We start from the raw sequence: 17,402 nt of genomic DNA, 5'->3' as shown, positions 1-17,402 counted from the left end.
GGATGTGCAGATCGCAGATTCTTCGGGCAGCGGGGGCGCGGGCGGCGGGGGCGCCGGCGGCGCGACCGGGAGCGGCGGCGGCGCGGCCGGGAGCGGCGGCGGTGGCGCGGCCGAGGTCGGCGGCGGCGGGGCTGGCGGCGCCGGTGGAGAGGAGCTGCCGGACGAGCTGCCCGACTTCACCGAGGAGGAGCGTGAGCCCACCGAGGCCACGGACGGCATCCCGAGCCCGCTGCCGGGCGTGTACACAGACAAGGGCGTGGCCGGGGGCGACGAGGTGGTCCGCGCGCTGATGGGCTTCCCCATCCGCAACTCGGGGCTGCTCGAGCAGAGGATCGCGGAGATCTACGACCCGACGGGCCCGCACTTCCGCCAGTACCTCACCCGGGACGAGTGGATCGCGGCGTACGCGCCGCGGGAGCTCGACGTGCACCTCGTGAAGCTCTGGCTCGAGGAGCAGGGGATGCAGGTGAACTTCACGGCCACGAACCGGCTGCTGATCCAGTTCACCGGCACGGTGAGCCAGTTCAACGAGACCTTCGACACGGAGCTCCGGGTCTTCGAGCGCGAGAACCCTCAGGCGGGGAATCCGCCCTTCGACGTCTACGGCTCCCTCGGCCAGCTCACCGTGCCGACGTGGGTGTCGGAACGCACGACCGGCATCCTCACCGCGGATCTCGCGGCGAGCACCAGGCCGCTCCCGGGCGAGGGCGGGGAGATCGCGCCGGATCCGCCGGCCGGCGTCGAGAGGGGGCTGACCCCCGCGCAGATCGCGGGCGCGTACGACGTCGACGACCTCTACGAGCTCGGGTTCACCGGCGAGGGCGTGAAGCTCGGGGTCACGATCGGCGCGGCCTTCAAGTACAAGGACCTGCAGTCGTTCTGGCGGGCGCTCGGCGTGGAGCGGGCGAACCCGGAGGTCGTCCAGACCATGGAGCCGGCCTCGACGCGCTACGTGGAGTCGACGCTCGACGTGGCGTGGTCGGGCGGCCTCGCGCCGGGCGCGGACCTCGTGGTGTACCAGGGCCCCGACGCGCGCAACACGTCGATGGTCTACACGTTCAACGAGGCCGTCGGCCGCGGCGAGGTCTCGGTCATCACGGACTCGTTCGCCCACCGCGAGGACTCCGAGCCGCCGGCCGTGCGACTCCAGTACCACCGCTCGGCGCAGATGGCCGCGGCGCTCGGGATCACCGTGGTCGCGGCGACCGGCGACTCGGCGCAGACCGACACGCCCTCGGCGAGCCCGTACGTGACCGGGGTCGGCGGGACGTCGCTCTCGCTCGGCGCGGACGGCGAGGTCGAGGACGAGCTCGCGTGGTTCGGCTCGGGCTCCGGCCCGACGCTCTCGTTCCCGATCCCCTCCTGGCAGGTCGGGGTCGTCGAGGGGTCCGGCGGCAAGCGGGCGGTCGCGGACGTCGCCATGCACGCCGGGAACTCGCCGACCCCGTACTGGGTCTACTACCTCGGCGAGTGGCGGCGGTACGGCGGGACGTCGTTCGCCTCGCCCTGCTTCGCGGGGCTCATCGCCGTGGTGAACAGCTACCGCGCCGAGCAGGGCCTGCCGCGCGCCGGGTTCCTCAACTCGATCCTCTACACGACCCCCGCGGTGCAGGCGACGTTCCGCGACGTCGTGCGCGGCGAGACGGAGTTCTTTGCCGCGGGGCCCGGCTGGGACTACCCGACGGGCTGGGGCGCGCCGAGCGCGATCGGCCTGGCCACCACGCTGCCGTAGCGCGCCCGCGCTGGCAACCGCGCCGGGCGGCGGCGCGCGCCGACCCGCCCCGCCGCCGCCGCCCCGCCGCATGCTCGAGAACCTGCCGCTCTTTCCACCGAACGGGCTCGATCGGAGCCTCCACACCGCGGTCCTGATCGGCCTCGTCTTCGGGACGTTCTTCACCGAGACGCTCGGCTGGACGTACGCGGGGCTCGTCGTGCCCGGCTACCTCGCGACGGTGTTCTTCGCGGCCCCGGTCACCGCGGTGTTCATCGTCGCGGAGTCGATCGTGACGTACCTGTTCGTCGCGCTGATCGGCCGCTGGATCACCCGGACCGGCGCGTGGTCCACGGCGTTCGGGCGCGAGCGGTTCTACCTGTTCATCGTCGGCGCGGTGATCGTGCGGCTCTTCGTCGAGGGCTTCGTCGTGCCCGAGGTCTCGGCGCGCTACGACTTCGTGCACTCGCGGGAGCTCTACAGCATCGGGCTCGTGCTGGTGCCGCTCATCGCGAACGCCTTCTGGAACAGCGGCTTCCTGCGCGCGGCGCCGCGGCTCGCGGTCGTGACGGCGCTGACGGCGCTCGTGCTCGGCGTGCTGCTCCGGACGACGAACCTCTCGGTCTCGCGCTTCCAGGTGCTCAACGAGAGCCTGTCGCTCGAGTTCCTCGAGCTGCCGAAGGCCCACATCATCCTCGTCATCGGCGCGCTGATGGGCGCGCGCAACAACGTCCGTTACGGGTGGGACTACAACGGCATCCTCGTGCCCGGCCTGCTCGCCGTGGCGTGGTACGAGCCGACGAAGCTGCTCACGACGACGATCGAGGCGCTGGCCGTCTTCTACCTCTCGCGCTGGATCACCTCGGTCCGCCCGTTCTCCCGGATGCTGCTCGTGGGGCCGCGGCGGATGATCTTCGTCTACGTGCTCGGCTTCCTCGTGAAGATGGCGATCGGCTTCGCCATGGTGCGGTACGCGCCGGGGCTGCAGATGGTCGACTACTTCGGCTTCGGTTACCTGCTCCCGAGCCTGCTCGCCGTGAAGATGTGGAACAAAGAGCACGTCGGCATCGTGATCATGCCGACGATCCAGGTGTCGTTCACCGCGTTCCTCGTCGGCAACGGCGTCGGTTACGCGCTCGTGGCGCTCGGCTGGGGCGGGGCGCCGCCGCCGCCCGCGACCGCGGCGAGGCCGGTGCCGCGCATCGAGAGCGCCGCGCTGTCGCTCGTGCTGGCGGACACGGCGCCCCGGCCCGGCCCGCGCCCGAGGGCGGCCGCGATCGCCGCCGACATCGAGTCGCGGCGGATCGCCCACCGGCTCGCGCGCAGCGTGCTGCGCGACGGGCGGCCGGCGGACGAGCTGCTCGGCGCGGCGGAGCGCGCGCGGGTGTCGGTGGCGCGGGAGGGCGACGGCGAGCGGCCGTGGTACGTGCTGGGCCCGCGGTTCGACGATCCGGACGACGCGCCGGGCGTGCCGCGGGCGGCGATCCGCAAGCGCGTCGGCCGGAGCCCGACGTCCGCGCCCGAGTGGCTGGTGCTGGCGGCGCCCACCGAGCTCGGCTCGGCGCTGCCGGCGGTGGCGCTCCGGGTCGCGGGGCTGCTCGACGCCGCGGGGGTCGTGCTCCTGTCGCGCCACGGGGCGATCCGGCGCCACGACGAGGCGTTCGTGGCCGCGATGATCGACGCCATGGAGGACCCCCAGGTGCTCATCGTCGAGCCGGGCGGCGGCGATGGGCCGGAGCTCAGCGTCGTCGGCTCGCCGGCGGGGCTGCCCGTTGTGTCGATCGGCCTGGGGCTCGGCGCCGAGACGGCGATGACGTTCCGCCCGGCGGCGGAGCCGTCGACGCCCCTCGGCGACGCGCCGCGCCTGCACGTGCCGCGCGAGGTCGCCGAGGCGGTCGGCGCGCGCTCGCTCGGCGCGCCGGAGGCCGTGCGCTGGACCGGGACGCTGGAGGACGAGCTCGCGAAGCGGATGGTGTCCTTGACCGAGGTCCAGCCGGGCCGCTTCCGTCCGCCGTCGCTCGAGGAGCTCAGGCTGTTCGACGCCGTTGTGGCGCCGCGGTTGATCGCGGCGGCGACGCGCCCCGGCGGCGCGTCCGGCGCGGCGCCGCCGACCGCGTGGGAGCGGGCGATCCTCGGGCGCCTCGGCTTCCGCGAGGTGCGCATCGGCGGCACGGCCGAGGCGCCGGCGGCGTGGGGCATCGCGGAGCCGGGGCCGGACGAGGGGGGCCCGGAGCGGCGCGGGAACCCGGCGTGGCTCGTGCTGACGCATCAGTCCACGCTGCCGCCTGCTGCGTCGAGCGGCGACATCTTGCCCACGGCGCCCTCGACGGAGGCGGTCAGGTCGCCGCTGACGGGCGCGATGCTCGTCGAGGTGCCCGCGCCGCGGTGGCAGATCGGGGCGTTCGGCGCGGGGCTCGCGCTCGCCGACGCGCTCTCGGCGCAGTCGCTGCTGCTCGCCGGGGCGGTGCCCACGGCGGAGCCGAGCGGGGCCGCCGACGTGCGGCGCGCCGAGGGGCTGCGCAGCTACTTCCAGCGGGCGCACGAGGTCTGGGTCGGAGACGGCGGCAATGCGCTGTCGGTGCAGGCGATCGAGGCGGATCGGACCTACGAGCGGGACGCGGTGATCTCGTTCGGGTACGAGGTCGTGCGGCCGGGGCACGTGCCGACGTTCGCGGGGCCGCTGCTGGAGACGCTGCGCGATCTCGAGCTGCGCGTGGGGATCTTCGACGGCACGCGCGAGCAGGTGCCGTTCAGCGGCGCGACGGACATGGCGATGGCCTACGCGAAGCGGTTCGCCGAGGGGCGGTTCGCGATCGTGTACCTGGGCAGCGCGATCCGGCGCTTCTTCGAGCTCCGGCGCTTCGTGGAGCCGGGGCAGGGGGAGACGCGCCTCGAGGCGCGGCTCGCGCGGCTCGGCGTGACGCCCGAGCCGGCCGACGTGGCCGCGCGCGCCCAGGCGCTCGCGTCGTGCGCGGGGACCGCCGGCGCAGGCGCGAGCGGGGACGAGCTCTGCCCGACCCGGGGCGTGACCGCAGAGTGCGATCTCTCCGCTGCGATAGAGCCCTTCCGGCGCTACACGACCGAGCGGAACCCGTACTACCTGAGGGCGCACTTCTCGACGCAGACGGCCGGACCGGGGGGCGCTCCGGCGCCGGCGGACGCGCCGCGGGCGGGCGTGGCGGACGCGCCGCGGGCAGGGGCGGACGCGTCGCGGGCAGCGGTGGCGGTGGCGCCTCGGGCAGGGGTGGCGGCCGCGGCGCGCGCCGCGGCGGCGGCCGCGCTGCGCGGGAGCGCGCCGGCCGCGCCGCGGGGCGAGGCGCAATGCCATGTGGAGATCGGGCGCGACGTGATCACGGGGCGCCCGTGGGTGATCGCGGCGCGGCCGGGGGAGGCGCAGCTGCTGCCGATCGACGGCGCGCTCGTCGCGGTGCCGGGCGCGGCCGTGCCTGGCGGTTCGCGGCTGCGGCGCGCGGTCACCGTCGGCACGAGCGCGCTCCGGGTCGAGGCGGCCGGGCCCGGGGCGGCGCCGCAGAGGGCGACCCCGTGACCGCCCCGGTGAAGCGCCGCGAGCCGGCGGGCCACGGGGCACCTGCGCCGCCGCGCTCCAACGCGGCGCGGCCGGCGTCCCGGGCGCGCATGGCGACGGCGGGGTTCCGCGCCCGCGACGGCGCGCCGCGCAAGGCGCTGAACCCGCGGTGGCTCATCGCGATGGCGCTGCTCGGGGTGACGGCGTTCGCGCTCTCGCAGCTGTCGAGCGCGCCGCCGCTGGGCAGCTCGCTGCCGGCCGAGGACGAGATCCTCGCCTACCACATCGAGCCGGAGCGGGACCTCGTGATCAAGGTCCCGGCCGAGATCGACGCGGTGGAGGTGACGACCTGGGGGAGCGTGCGGGCCGACGCCTGCGACTCGGCGCGGCGCTACCCGTACGGGTTCATCGCGGCGTTCGTGAACGAGCGCGGGGAGGAGGTCGCGCGGCACGCGATCGATCTGGAGAGCCGGGTCAGCTGCGATCCGGATCGGCCGCTCGGCGAGGGCGAGTATGCGGCGCGGCTCGCGAGCGGCGGGGGCGCGGTGACCGATCCGCGCTCGACGCTGCTCATCACGCACGACGTGCTCCCGCAGGGCGGGCAGGTGCGGCTCCGGGCGAAGCCCGCGGTGGGGAGCGACGGCGCGCGCGTGCCGAGCGAGCTGACGATCCTGTCGCGGCTGGAGGGGCGCTACCAGCGCAGCGAGGCGTCGCGCGCGGTCTACGAGCAGAGCCTCGACGCGGAGGAGCGGCGGCAGCTCGGGCTCCGGGCGTCGGCGCTCGGCTTCGCCGATCTGCCGGAGCCGGCGCGGAAGGCGCTGCTCCGGGGCTGGGCGCGGCGGCTCGAGGCGGGGGGCCGCGAGGGGATCGACTACGAGATGTCGCGGCTGCTCCTGCGGCGGTTCCGGATGCCGTACCCGCGCGCCGAGGGGCGCGGCGCGTCCGAGTTCGTGATCGGCGAGCGCCGCGCGGCCGCGCTGAACTTCCGCGGCCCGCTGTCGCTCGACATCGAGGGCCCGCCGGGCCGCACGGTGCGGGTCGGCGACGGCGCGAGCGGGTCCACGAGCGTCGCGCTCGGCCCGCTCGGGCGGGCCACGGTGCGGCTCGTGCGGGCGGACATCCGGACGGTGGTGATCGACGGCGTCGGCCCGGATTTCGGCGTGCGGTTCAGCGCGTCGGAGGCGCAGGCGATGCAGCAGATCGGCGAGATCGTCCACCCGGCGATGCCCTTGCCCGCGGGCGAGGGGGGCCCCGGCGCTGCGCCGGGGGCGCTCCCGCCGGGGGCCACCGAGGAGCCGCCCGCTCCGTCCGCGTCCGCGGCGGCGCCGGCAGCGGCTCCTACGCGGCTGCAGACGCCGCCGGACGTGCGGATCGTGCGTTACCTGGCGCTGGATCCGAGCGACCCGGTGATCGCGCGCATGGCGCCCGGGCAAGAGCTCCTCGGGCTGCTGTTCCGGACGCAGATCGACGCGAGCGGGGGCGCGAACCAGGGCGAAGCGACGGTGGTGGCGCGGTGGGGCCCCGGGCCGTCCGAGCGGGCCGAGCTCAAGGTGACGCTCCCGCGATCGCGGTTCGAGTGGTGGAACGAGGGGTTCGACGCGTCCGAGCCGCGGCTCGCGATCCTCCGGCCGCCGGCGGGGGTGGAGCGGATCGAGATCACGGGCGACGCGAGGACGCGCCTGCGGCTGCGGGCGATCGAGCCGGGCGTGAACGAGACGCTGTACAGGCTGCCGTACCGGGTCACGCTGGCCGAGGACGAGACGTGGCGCTACGCGCCGTTCGACGTGAGCACGTGGACGGACGTCCGCGCGCTCAACCTCGACGATCTGGAGCGGAAGGAGCGCTTCTCGGATCTGCGCGAGCAGGTGCGGATCGAGCGGGCGGGGGAGGGCGCGAGGTCGGACGCGGATCGGCCGGAGCGGGTGCTCGTCCCGGAGCACGCGCCGGTGCGCCGGCGGCTGCTGATGCCGGCGTGGCAGTCGGCGGGGGAGCCGTCGCCGGGCGACGCGTGGACGCCGCTGCTCGTGGCGAAGGACGTGCGCGTGGACGGGGCGGGGGCGCGGGCCGGGCGGCTGTCGGTGATCTACCGGGCCGCGCGCGCGTCGCTCGGCAAGGAGGTGGCGGTGCGCGTGGACGGCGAGGTGGCGCTGAAGGAGCCGATCGTGGCGCTGTCCGGGTCGCTGCGGGTGGCGGCGCCGGCGGGCGCGCGCCGGATCGAGGTCGAGGGGCTTGGCGAGGCGGGGGTGGCGTACACGGACGCGCCGCCGGCGAACGGCGGGGCGATCGTGCGCCGGCGCGACGTGTTCGAGCTGACGCGCGCCCGGCCGATGACGTACGAGTTCAAGCAGGAGGCGGGCGAGACGCTGCACCTGGTGCTGTTCGTGGTGACGCCCGGGGAGAACGCGGACTACCGGATCCGGTACCGTCTCGAGGGGGCGAAGCCGGCGTCGCGGGAGGCGGCGTTCTTCCGGCGCGTGACGATCCCGGACGGCGTGCTGGCGGGCCGCGGCGGCGACCTGACGCGCGCGACGCTGTGGGAGGCGGCGACGGAGAAGCGCGGCACGGATGGCGTGGGGCGCGGGGTGATCCGGCTGGGGGACGACCTGGCGCCGGGCAAGCGGGTGGTGAGGCTGTCGCTGCTGGGGCCGCAGCCGGGCGATACGGGGGAGCCGGCGAAGGCGGTCTGGGTGGGGGCGGTGCTGGTCGGGCAGAAGGCGCCGGGGCGGGACGACGGGCCGAGGCTGTGGGTGGAGGACGATCCGTGAGGAGGAGCGTAGGGGGCGTCCGCGCGCGGGATGCGCCTGGTCTGGTAGGCTTTGAGTAGCCCGAAGCGAGGAGCCGAGGGCAACGCGAGCGAGGGGCCGGTATGACCATCGACGACGTCTACGAACAGCATGTGCGCGGGCTGCCGCTTGCCGACCGGCTTCGGCTGGCCGAGCGCATCGTGGCTCAGGCGGCGGCAGAGGCGCAGGGGAGTAGCCGCGTAGCCGGTGTGAGCGCGGGAGGCGAGGCACTCGGTACGCTCGGTGGCAGGCTGCGCGCCATCCGAGCGCGGATCGAGCGCTCGGGCGAGCCGCTGCTCGATGAGGTCGGCGTGCGCCAGGAGCTGGCCGAGCGCCGGGGCGGCGCCGCGGCGCTGGACCTGGAAGGCGATGAGGACGATGCGCACCTTCGTTGATGCGGGCGTCTTGATCGTTGCGGCGCGTGGTGCTGGCGAGCACGCGGAGCGTGCCCTCTCGGTCCTCGATGATGCAGGGAGGGAATTCGTCTCCAGTCCGCTATTGAAGCTGGAGGTGCTGCCGAAGCCTCTCTATTTCCGCCGTAAGGAAGAGGTCGAATTCTACGAGACATTCTTCTCCGCGGTCTGCGCCTGGGCGCCGCTCTCCGTCGAGCTCTCGGAGCAGGCGTTCGCTCTGGCCTCGCGGCACGGTCTGGCCGGGATGGATGCGTTGCACGTCGCGGCAGCGCTCACGCTGGGCGCGGAAGAGATGGTCACAACCGAGCGCAGAACCAGCCCGCTATTCCGCGTGCCTGGTTTGGCCATTACCAGCATTTTCGCAGATCAATCCTGATCGCCGCAGCGCGTGCCGCCCTGCATACGCTGGATTGTCATCGAGAGAGCTCGCCTGACAACGCCGCGGGAGGCCCTCCGGCCCCGTAATCCCTGCCGGTGTGCAGCCAAATGGGCCACCTGAAAGCGTTTATCGCCGGCAAGGACGAACTGGCACGGTGCCTCTTCGCACACGCCTGCGTTGTCGCCATGGCCGCTGCTGCCGCGGTCCGTCGCGTCCCGGTGTACACGCACCGCACGCCGCACAGCTGCGTGGGAGCTACGTCGAGCGGTGCGGATGGCAGCGGAAGGGGCTCTCCTCGTCAAGCCGAACCATGCGCGCGCTCATTGACGGGTTGGTCGTGTCGCCCTTTTTGTTGTAGGGTCTCCCCGCGCGCCCCAGCGGCGCGCTGCAGCGGAACGAGCACACATGGCGGAAACGACGACGAGCCCGCTCGGGAAATGCCTTGTTGCGGTGCCCCTCCTTCGCCTCGCCGACACCCGTCGTGGTGCTGGCCGCGCGCGAGGCGCGTGCGCCATCGCCGGCCTCGCGTCCGCTGTCGCGGTCGCGCTCGGCGGCGCGGCGGCGCACGCGCAGGAGCCCGGGCGCGACCCGGTGGCCGCGGAGGCGCTCTTCAAGGCCGGGCGCGCGCTCGTCGACAAGGGGGACGACGCGGCGGGGTGCCCGAAGTTCGAGGCGAGCCTCGCGCTCAACCCCTCGGCGAGCACCCAGATCAACATCGCGCGTTGCCGCGAGCGCGAGGGCAAGCTCGCGACGGCGTGGCACGATTACCACCGGGCCCTCGTCCTGAACCGCGAGACGGCCGGGGAGCAGCGGCGGCGAAGCCTGGAGGAGGTCGCGAACAAGGGGATCGCGGCCCTCGAGCCGCGCGTGCCGAAGCTCGTGATCGTGGTCAAGGGCGCGCCCGCCGGCGTGGAGGTGCTGCGCGACGGTACGGCGCTCCCGGCGGCCGCGCTCGGAGAGCCCCTGCCGGTCGATCCCGGCCCGCACGAGATCCGCGCGAGTGCCCCCGGGCACCAGGTAGAGACCCGTTCGATCACGCTCGCGGAGGGCGAGACGACGACGGTCGAGCTCACGCTGCGACCCGCGGCCACGGCCGCGACCAGCGCCGCGAAGCCGCCCACCAAGGCGAGCGAGGCGCGAGGCGGGGGCGCCCCGACCTGGGCCTGGATCTCCGGAGCCGCCGGGATCGCCCTTGCCGGCGCGTCGGTCGGGTTCCTGATCGACGACCTCTCCGCGATCAGCGCATTGCGCGAGAGCTGCCGCGATGTCGCCGGCGGGACGTACTGCGATCCCGGCTATGATTTCGCGGCCGACAACGCGCGCAAGAACCGCGATTTCGGCCTCTTCGTCGGCCTGGGCGCCGCGGGGCTCGTGGCGATGGGGGTGGCCGCCTATGGGATCGTCCGGTCGGGCGGCGAAGAGGCGCCGGCGGCCGTCGCGCTCCCGTGGATCGCGCCGTCCGGCGCTGGCGCCAGCATCTCCGGGAGCTTCTGATGCGAACGGGCGAGGCAAGACGCGTGGTGTTCTTCAGAGCTCTCTCTGCGATGGCGATCCCGATGGTCGCGGCGGGCGCGTGCATCCCTGACGTGGAGCCCACGGCGGGCGTGGTGGTGGGCGGCCAGTTCAACCGCCTGAACGACGCGCGTTATCCGGCCACGGTCGCCGACTTCCAGCTCGATCGCTTCGAGGTGACGGTGGGCCGGTTCCGGCAGTTCGTCGCGGGCTACCCGGCGACCAGGCCGAAGGCGGGAGCGGGCGCCCATCCGCTCATCCCGGGCAGCGGCTGGGATCCGGCGTGGGATGCGAGCTTGCCCGCGGGGCAGGACGAGCTGCGGGCCTCGCTGGGATGCGACGCCAATTTTCGGACGTGGACCGACGAGCCCGCCGGCAACGAGGCAGCGCCGATCAACTGCGCGAGCTGGTATCTCGCGTTCGCATTCTGCGCCTGGGACGAGGGCCGGCTGCCCACAGAGGCGGAGTGGAACTACGCAGCGGTCGGGGGGAACGAGCAGCGCGCCTATCCGTGGGGAGACGAGGCCCCGAGCCAGGAGCTGGCGGTGTACGGCTGCGATACCACGACGACTGTGTGCCCGATCCCGTCTGTCGGGTCGAAATCCCCGGCGGGCGACGGGAAATGGGGGCAAGCCGATCTGGCGGGGAGCCTGTTCGAGTGGGTCCTCGACTACCATGCCGATCTGACGGAGACGTGCAACAACTGCGCGGCGCTGACCGACGGAGGCTACGGGAGGGGCTCCCGCGGAGGGGCGTTCTCTCATACCGAGGAGACGCTCAGCCCGACATACCGTATTGGCGAGCTGCCGGAGAGGACGCTGTCTTTCTACGGGTTCCGCTGCGCGCGCGGTGAGTAGAGGTGCGACGACGCTACGCGGTCGAGCGCACGGGCCTGCCGCCGGTGCCCACACGCGCGAGAGCGGCAGAGCGCGGTCGCCGAGAACGTGTTGGCCGATGTCTCAGAGAGGCGGCCCATCGAGATTATCCCCTCCGCGCAGCGCCTGCCGCCGCACCGTTGATGCCGATGGTCGAGGAATATTCGGAGTTTTCTCCTTGAGCTGTTTCTCGATTTTTGTGCTGCACATTGTTTCACACGTCGAAATGGGTGTTCCGTTCCTCGATCCGCCGAGAGATCTTCTCCCTGAACGGATGCGTGTCATCGAATGCGGGGGAGGGAGATCTCTTCCGGTGGCTGGATGACGCAGAGGCCTGTGGTGTCGTCGACTCGATTGCTTTCAGGAACCATTTCCGGTGCTCCGGGGCTGTCGGACCGGTCGACCGGGAGCGTTTCCGGTGTTCCGGAGACGGTCGGACCGGTCGCCCGGGAGTGTCTCCGGGGCCCCGCGGGCGGTCGGACCGGTTCCCGGGAACGCAGGCCCCCCTCGCCGATCGCGCGCTTGCGCTCGAACCCGGAAATCGGGTAGCCCGGTAGCTCACGGCGCGGGGCGTAAGTGGGCATGGTGCAAGGGTAATCGTCGTGGATCTCGACGCCTTCCCCGGGGCCGCCGCCCGCCATGCGCTGCTCGCCGCTGCGCTCGTGCTCGCCCTCGGAGTCGCCCACGGCGTTCTGGGCGCACGCGAAGCGGCCGCCGCAGAGCCGCTCGCCTGGGTGGCGCCTGCCAGCGTCCGCGTCGTGGCGTGGAGTAACGGACCGCAGCAGGGCGCCCCCGCTCCGGACGAGGACCGCGCCGCGCCCGCCGCGGTCGACCCCACCGGGCCTGTCGCGCTCGCCGCGGGGCAGGTGCTCCTCGTGCCCGTGGATCCAGGCGACCGGCTGGAGCTGCGCGGCGACGTCGCAGGGATCGGCCTCGGCTCCGGCGTCGGGAGCGCGCCCGACGTGATCACCTGGATGCCGCTGCCTCCCCTCAGGGCCGGCGCGCGCGACGTCGCGGTGCCGACGTGGTCGAGCGCGCGCTTCGTCGTCGTGCGCGCGGCCGCCGCACGCGGCGCCGGGAGCACGCCGGTCGCCGTGCGGGTCGCCGCACGGGAGCGCGCGCCGCTGGCCTGGTATCGCCTCGACGAGGACGTTGCCGCATGGCTCGGCGGCCGCGCGCCCGCGCCGGCCACCGCGCCGGGCGAGGCGGGCGCGCTGCTCCGCTGGGTCGACGCCGCACGCGCGGCGCTCGCCGCCCCGGCCGCGGCGGGCGCGCCCTCCGCGCGCCTCGACCCGGCCGCGGCCGCATGGCTCACCGCGCGCTATCTCGAGGAGTCGCTTCTCCTCCGGCCGCTCGTTGAGCCGTACTTCGCGGCGCGCGACGTCGAGCCGCGCGGAGGCCGCGAACGCCCCGATCTCCCGGCCGTCGAGCGCGCCACGCCGTGGCGCTCGCTCGGCGCCGGGGCGCGGATCGAGCTCCGCGCGCCCGGCGCGGACGTGCTGCGCATCGCCCTCCGGGCGCGCGCCTACGGGACCACGCGCGTCGTGGTGCGCGCCGGCGGCGCCGTCGTCCGGGAGCTCGTCGTTCGGACCGGGTCGCGGCTCGCGGACGCCGTGCGCTGGAGCGAGCCGCGGTGGATCCGGGTGCCGCTGCCGGTCGATGCGCGCGCGGCTACGGTCGACGTCGTCGAGGGGGAGGTCGCCGTCGCCGCCAGCGGCTACCAGCAACGCGCCGGCGTAGCCGAGCTCCTCGCGCCGCAGCGCGACCGCGCCGCCCTGCTCGATCGCGCGGCGCGGCGCGATCAGGCCGGCGACGGCGATCGCGCGCCGGTCCACGCGGAGGCGCCGCGGCTCCTCGCCGCCGCAGACCGCGCCGCCGCGCCGGACGCCGCGAAGGCCGCGCTCGACCTCGCCGCGCGGCCGGCCGTGCCGCCGCCGCTCCGGGCGCTCGTCCTCGCGGAGTCGGTGCGGTGGGCGCCCTCCTCCGGCGCGGCGTTCGCGCGCGCGGCGCAAGCCTACACGGCGGCGCAGGCCTCTGCCGCGGCGCGAGGCGATGCGGCGGCGCAGGGCCGCGCGGCGGCGGGCGCCACGTCGCTTCAGCGCGCCATCCTCGCGCGGCTCGCCGCGGCGCACGCGGAACCGGGCGCCGCGGATGCGCCCTGGTCCGGGCCCGCTGGGCCCGGGGTAGGGGCGCCGCGCGATCGCGGCGGAGGCCGCGCGCACCCGGACGACATCGCGGCCGTGTCCGCGCTGGGCGCGGCGATGTCGCCGCCGCGCGACGGCCGCCGGCCAGCGGGGGCGCCGCTCGCGGAGCGCTATGCGCTCGGCCATGGCGACGTCGAGAGCGCGGCGCCGCTCGCGCGCACCGCGTGGGCGCGCGAGGCCCCGTGGGACGCGCTCGACATCCCCGATGGCGTGGCCGCGTGGAGCTCGATCGCGCAGCCGCGAGACGCGCTGCCGCCCGCGGGAGGCGGCACGTCGGCACGCGCTGCCAGGGACGGCTTCTGCGAGGTGGACGCGCAGTCCGGGCTTCGCTGGACGGTCCTCGACGCCGAGCGGGCGCAGATCGACGTCGAGGCGCCGCCGGGGGCCCATGCGCGGGTGCTCCTGCGGAGCGCCTCGAACCAGGTGGTCCCCGAGTCGTCGGTGCTCATCGACGGCACGCCGGCCGCGGTGCATGGCGGCGCCGGGCTCACGTCGGTCGTCGCCGTGGCGCCCGGGGCGCGCACCTTCCAGCGGCCCGCGGGCGCTCCGCCGGCGCTCGCGCGCATCCCGCGCAGCGGGCGCGCTCCGTGCGCGTCGCTGCGCGAGATCGTGCAGTGGGCCTGGGTCGACGGCGCAGCGACCTTCGCGCTCCCCGACCCGGAGCGCGCCACGGTGGCCCGCGTCGTCATCGCGCCGCCCGCCGTGATGGGCGAGGCGGCGCTGGCGTCCGGAGCGCATGGCGCCGCTGCGTCGGCGCCCGGAGCGCAGGGCGCCGCAGCACCGGCGCCTGGAGCCGGTGCGTCGGTGCCCGGAGCGCATGGCGCCGCAGCGATGGCGCCTGGAGCGCAAGGCCCATCGCCCCCGGCGGACGGCCCCGCGCGCGTGCTCCGCGTGCGCGCAGGCGCCGCCGTCCACGAGGCCTGGGTGCGCGCCGGCGCCACGGGCTCGATCGAGGTCCCGGTCCCCGCCGGCGCGCGCGAGCTGCGCGTCGAGACCGACGCGCCGGCGCTCCTCCGCGCCTCAGTGCGCCTGCACCCCGCCGGGCCCGGCGCGCCGCGCGCCGTCACGCCGGTGCGCCCGCCGGACGGCGCGCCCGTCGACGGCACGCTCGAGCAGATCCGGGGCGCCACGCGCGCCCTCCGCGCCGCGCCCTCGCCTGCCCACGCAGCGCTCCACGCGCAGCGGGCCGCGGCGCTCGACGCCCTCGGCTTCCCGGCGCTCGCCGCGCTCGACCGCCCCGCCGAGGAGGATCCCTGGGGCGCGGCGCACCTGCCCGGCGCGTCGACCGCGGGCGCGCCGCCGAGCACGGTCTTCTCCCTGCCGCCGGGCAGCCCGGTGGCGGTCCCGCTCGGCCTGCCCGCGCGCGTGCCGCCGCTCCCGCTGCCCGACGACCGGGCGCCCCTCGCGGCCGCGCGCGGCGCGCGCGCCAACGGCGATCCGCGGCGCGGCGTCGCGCTGCTCGCGGGCCCGGCAGGCGACAGCTCGGGCGCGGACGCGCTGCTGCTCGGCCTCCTCGCCGAGCGCTCCAGCGAGGTGCAGCTGGCCGCCGACGCCTTCACCCGGATCGGGCTCGCCCACCGGTCCGCCGCGGCGCTCTCCCGGGCCGCGAACCTGGCGACCGACGTGGCTTCCGCCGCCCCGGCGCCCGATCGACGGCTCACGCTGCGCGCCCTCGTGCTCGCCGAGCTCGCCGTGCAGGAGGCCGCCCGCGAGGCCTCCGCAGGTCAGCAGAGCGCCGCGCCTGCGGCCTCGGGGAACGCCGCGCAGGGCCTGGCCGTCGCTCCTCCCGCCGGCGCCACGCCGGGCGCGCCGTCGCCGCCTGTCCAGCTCCCGCCGGCCGCCCTCGCGCGGCTGGCCCCGGTGACCGGCTGGGCCGTGCCGCCGCGCGCCGACGCCACGGCCGGCACGGCGACGCTCGAGATCCGGGCCAGGGCCGATCGCGATCTGCCGCTCCGCGTGCGGGTGCGGCGCGCGCTCGTCGACGCGCCGGAGGCGTCGCTCCTCATCACCGACGGCGCGCGCGCCGAGTTCCGGCTCGACCGCGCCGCGCCGGGCGCGATCGTTCTCGACGGCGTCTGCCGGGCGCTCGATCGCGAGGAGACCCCCTGCGCGTTCTCGATCGCGCTCGACGGCGAGCCTGTCGCGTGCTCCGCGGCGCCCGCGCCGACGGCGGACCGCTGCGTCGTGCAGGTGCCGCGGGGCAGCCACCGCATCGAGGCGCGGCCTCCGGCGGACCGGAGCGTCCTCGGCTGGATCCGCGCGACCGCGGCCGGCGCGGCGCAGCCCTTCTCGGGCCGCGTCCTGTCGACCTGGAACGACATCGACCCCGCGCGCCCGCTGGAGCTCGCGTTCGTCGGCCCGACCGTTGTGCGCATCCGCGCCCGCGCCGCCTACGAGTGCGCGTCGCCCCGCGCGCGCGCCGCGCCCGCGGACGGCGGGGATCCGGCCTGCCATCCCGAGGTCGCCGCGGCCACGCCCTCCGGCCAGCTGCGCTTCTCGGTGGCGCCGCTCGACGGTGCCGGCGGCGAGGCCGGCGGCGGCGCGGTGGAGGAGGGCTCCCTCGCGCTCGACGCCTCCGAGGACCGCGCCGCGCGCCGCCTGGGCGTCACGCGCGAGCCGTTCTTCTGGCTCGGCGGCGAGGTCGAGTCGCGCGTCGCCGTCCTCCCCGAGGGCCCGCACGTGCTGCGCGTCGCCTCGCCCGGCGGCAGGGCGCTGCTCCGCGTCGAGCTCGCCGTCGCCCGCGGCGCGCCCCGCCCCCGCGTGCCGCCGCCCGCTCCGCCGCCCACGCCCGCGCCGCTCGCGCCCGCGGACGAGCTGCTCCGCCCGGCGCCCCCGGTGGGGGAGGACCCGGACCCGGGGCCGCTCTCCGTCGGCGGCTACGCGCGCCTCGTCGACAGTGAGCTCACCGAGGAGGACTTCCGTCTTCCGGTCCGCTTCCTCGAGCTCGGCCTCGACGTGCACCGCGAGCTGATCGAGCGGCGCGCCTGGATCGCGGCCGCGGGGTTCGGCCGCCTGCGCGACGGGCCGGAGAGCTTCGGCGCGGAGGCGCGCTTCGACCTGAGCTCGAGCGGCTGGGTTCCCGGCGGTTCGCTGAGCGGCCGCGTGGTGTTCCAGCCGGACGCCAGCGACGCCATGGGCGCCAGGGCGAGCGCGACCGCGTTCTGGTCCATCCCGCTCGGCGAGCTCACGCTCTCGCCGTGGGCGGGCTTCACGTGGCTCGCGGTCGACGAGTCGCTGCGGGGCTTCACCGGCGCCGACAAGGACGTCTACACGTCCTACGGCGCCAAGCACGACACGCAGGCCTCGCTCGGGGCGCGCCTGCGGTACCGGCCGTTCGTCGACGCGCTCGTCACGGCGGGCACGTCGCTGCGCCTGAGCCCGGTGCCGTCGGCGCTCGACCGCATCGACGCGACGCTCGACCTCGACCTGCTCCCCGGCCGGGGGCTGTGGCCGTGGATCCAGCTCGGCTGGCTCGCGAGCTACCGGCCGGTGAACGAGGCGCGCGACGAGGCCTTCCTGCGCGACGCGTTCACCGCGGGGCTCACGTTCTGGAGCTGGCTCGCGCGCGGGCACCGCGTCTCGCTCGGCGCGGAAGGGACGTTCCTGTTCGACGTCCCGAGCCCAGCCGAGACCTCGCCGCGCGTCTCGGGGTTGGCCTTCCTCCGCTACGACTACACAGCCCGCCGCGGTCTCCGCGACTTCCCGCCGGCGTCGACGCCATTCCGCGAGCGGCAGGAGGAGGGGAGCGGGCGCATCGAGCGGGAGCGGCCGGCCGTCGAGCCCTCGTGGGAAGAGCCGTGAAGTTGGCTGCCCGGTTGGCTCCGGCGCGCGCCGCGGAGGAGCCGAGCCAGCAAGCGCCGAGCGCGAGAGCCTGGGCGTGTCCGCACGGGCACCAGCGCAAGGCGCGCCTGGGGCGCCGCCCTCACCACAGGCCGATGTCTGTCTGGAGGATACCGCCGATGCCGTTTCCGTCGCCCGGGGCGCGCGCCCTCTCGCCGG

8 protein-coding genes are annotated in these 17,402 nt (G+C 75.7%); all 8 read left to right on the top strand.

Features of this window, described 5'->3' with window-relative positions:
* Positions 1–4 precede the first annotated feature (4 nt).
* The 8 genes from WMF14_RS40925 (at position 5) to WMF14_RS40890 (ending at position 17,204) form a co-directional block, all read left to right on the top strand.
* On the top strand, positions 5–1,732 hold the full coding sequence (locus WMF14_RS40925) for a S53 family peptidase (RefSeq protein ID WP_437795536.1): 1,728 nt from the start codon (positions 5–7) through the stop codon (positions 1,730–1,732).
* 70 nt (positions 1,733–1,802) lie between these two features.
* Positions 1,803–5,258 (top strand): poly-gamma-glutamate biosynthesis protein PgsC/CapC, encoded by a 3,456-nt coding sequence (locus WMF14_RS40920; protein ID WP_437795534.1) that lies wholly within the window; start codon positions 1,803–1,805, stop codon positions 5,256–5,258.
* Positions 5,255–8,002 carry a hypothetical protein gene (locus WMF14_RS40915; RefSeq protein ID WP_437795531.1) on the top strand — a complete coding sequence of 916 codons (2,748 nt, stop codon included), beginning with the start codon at positions 5,255–5,257 and terminating at the stop codon, positions 8,000–8,002. The genes WMF14_RS40920 and WMF14_RS40915 overlap by 4 nt, the downstream gene beginning before the upstream one ends.
* Positions 8,003–8,103: 101 nt before the next feature.
* Positions 8,104–8,415, top strand: coding sequence for a hypothetical protein (locus tag WMF14_RS40910; RefSeq protein WP_437795528.1), 312 nt, complete (start codon positions 8,104–8,106; stop codon positions 8,413–8,415).
* Complete coding sequence (locus tag WMF14_RS40905) at positions 8,399–8,809, top strand: type II toxin-antitoxin system VapC family toxin (RefSeq protein ID WP_437795526.1); 411 nt, start codon at positions 8,399–8,401, stop codon at positions 8,807–8,809. The genes WMF14_RS40910 and WMF14_RS40905 overlap by 17 nt, the downstream gene beginning before the upstream one ends.
* 408 nt (positions 8,810–9,217) lie before the next feature.
* A complete protein-coding gene (locus WMF14_RS40900) occupies positions 9,218–10,306 on the top strand; it encodes a PEGA domain-containing protein (protein ID WP_437795524.1) in 1,089 nt (362 codons plus the stop codon).
* Between the two features lie 26 nt (positions 10,307–10,332).
* Positions 10,333–11,181, top strand: coding sequence for a formylglycine-generating enzyme family protein (locus WMF14_RS40895; protein WP_437795521.1), 849 nt, complete (start codon positions 10,333–10,335; stop codon positions 11,179–11,181).
* Positions 11,182–11,801: 620 nt separating this feature from the next.
* Positions 11,802–17,204: a hypothetical protein gene (locus WMF14_RS40890; protein WP_437795518.1), complete on the top strand. Its 5,403-nt coding sequence runs from the start codon at positions 11,802–11,804 to the stop codon at positions 17,202–17,204.
* The last annotated feature ends 198 nt before the right edge of the window (positions 17,205–17,402 follow it).

Source organism: Sorangium sp. So ce693, assembly GCF_051521375.1.
Classification (GTDB): Bacteria; Myxococcota_A; Polyangia; order Polyangiales; family Polyangiaceae; genus Sorangium; species Sorangium atrum.
The sequence above is the reverse complement of the archived record's forward strand: the minus strand, read 5'-3'. Positions and strand labels throughout refer to the sequence as shown.

Bases quoted from the DNA above. Each gene is read 5' to 3' on its own strand.
- WMF14_RS40920 (WP_437795534.1), top strand. From the start codon at position 1,803: ATGCTCGAGAACCTGCCGCTCTTTCCACCGAACGGGCTCGATCGGAGC.
- WMF14_RS40900 (WP_437795524.1), top strand. From the start codon at position 9,218: ATGGCGGAAACGACGACGAGCCCGCTCGGGAAATGCCTTGTTGCGGTG.
- WMF14_RS40905 (WP_437795526.1), top strand. From the start codon at position 8,399: ATGCGCACCTTCGTTGATGCGGGCGTCTTGATCGTTGCGGCGCGTGGT.
- WMF14_RS40910 (WP_437795528.1), top strand. From the start codon at position 8,104: ATGACCATCGACGACGTCTACGAACAGCATGTGCGCGGGCTGCCGCTT.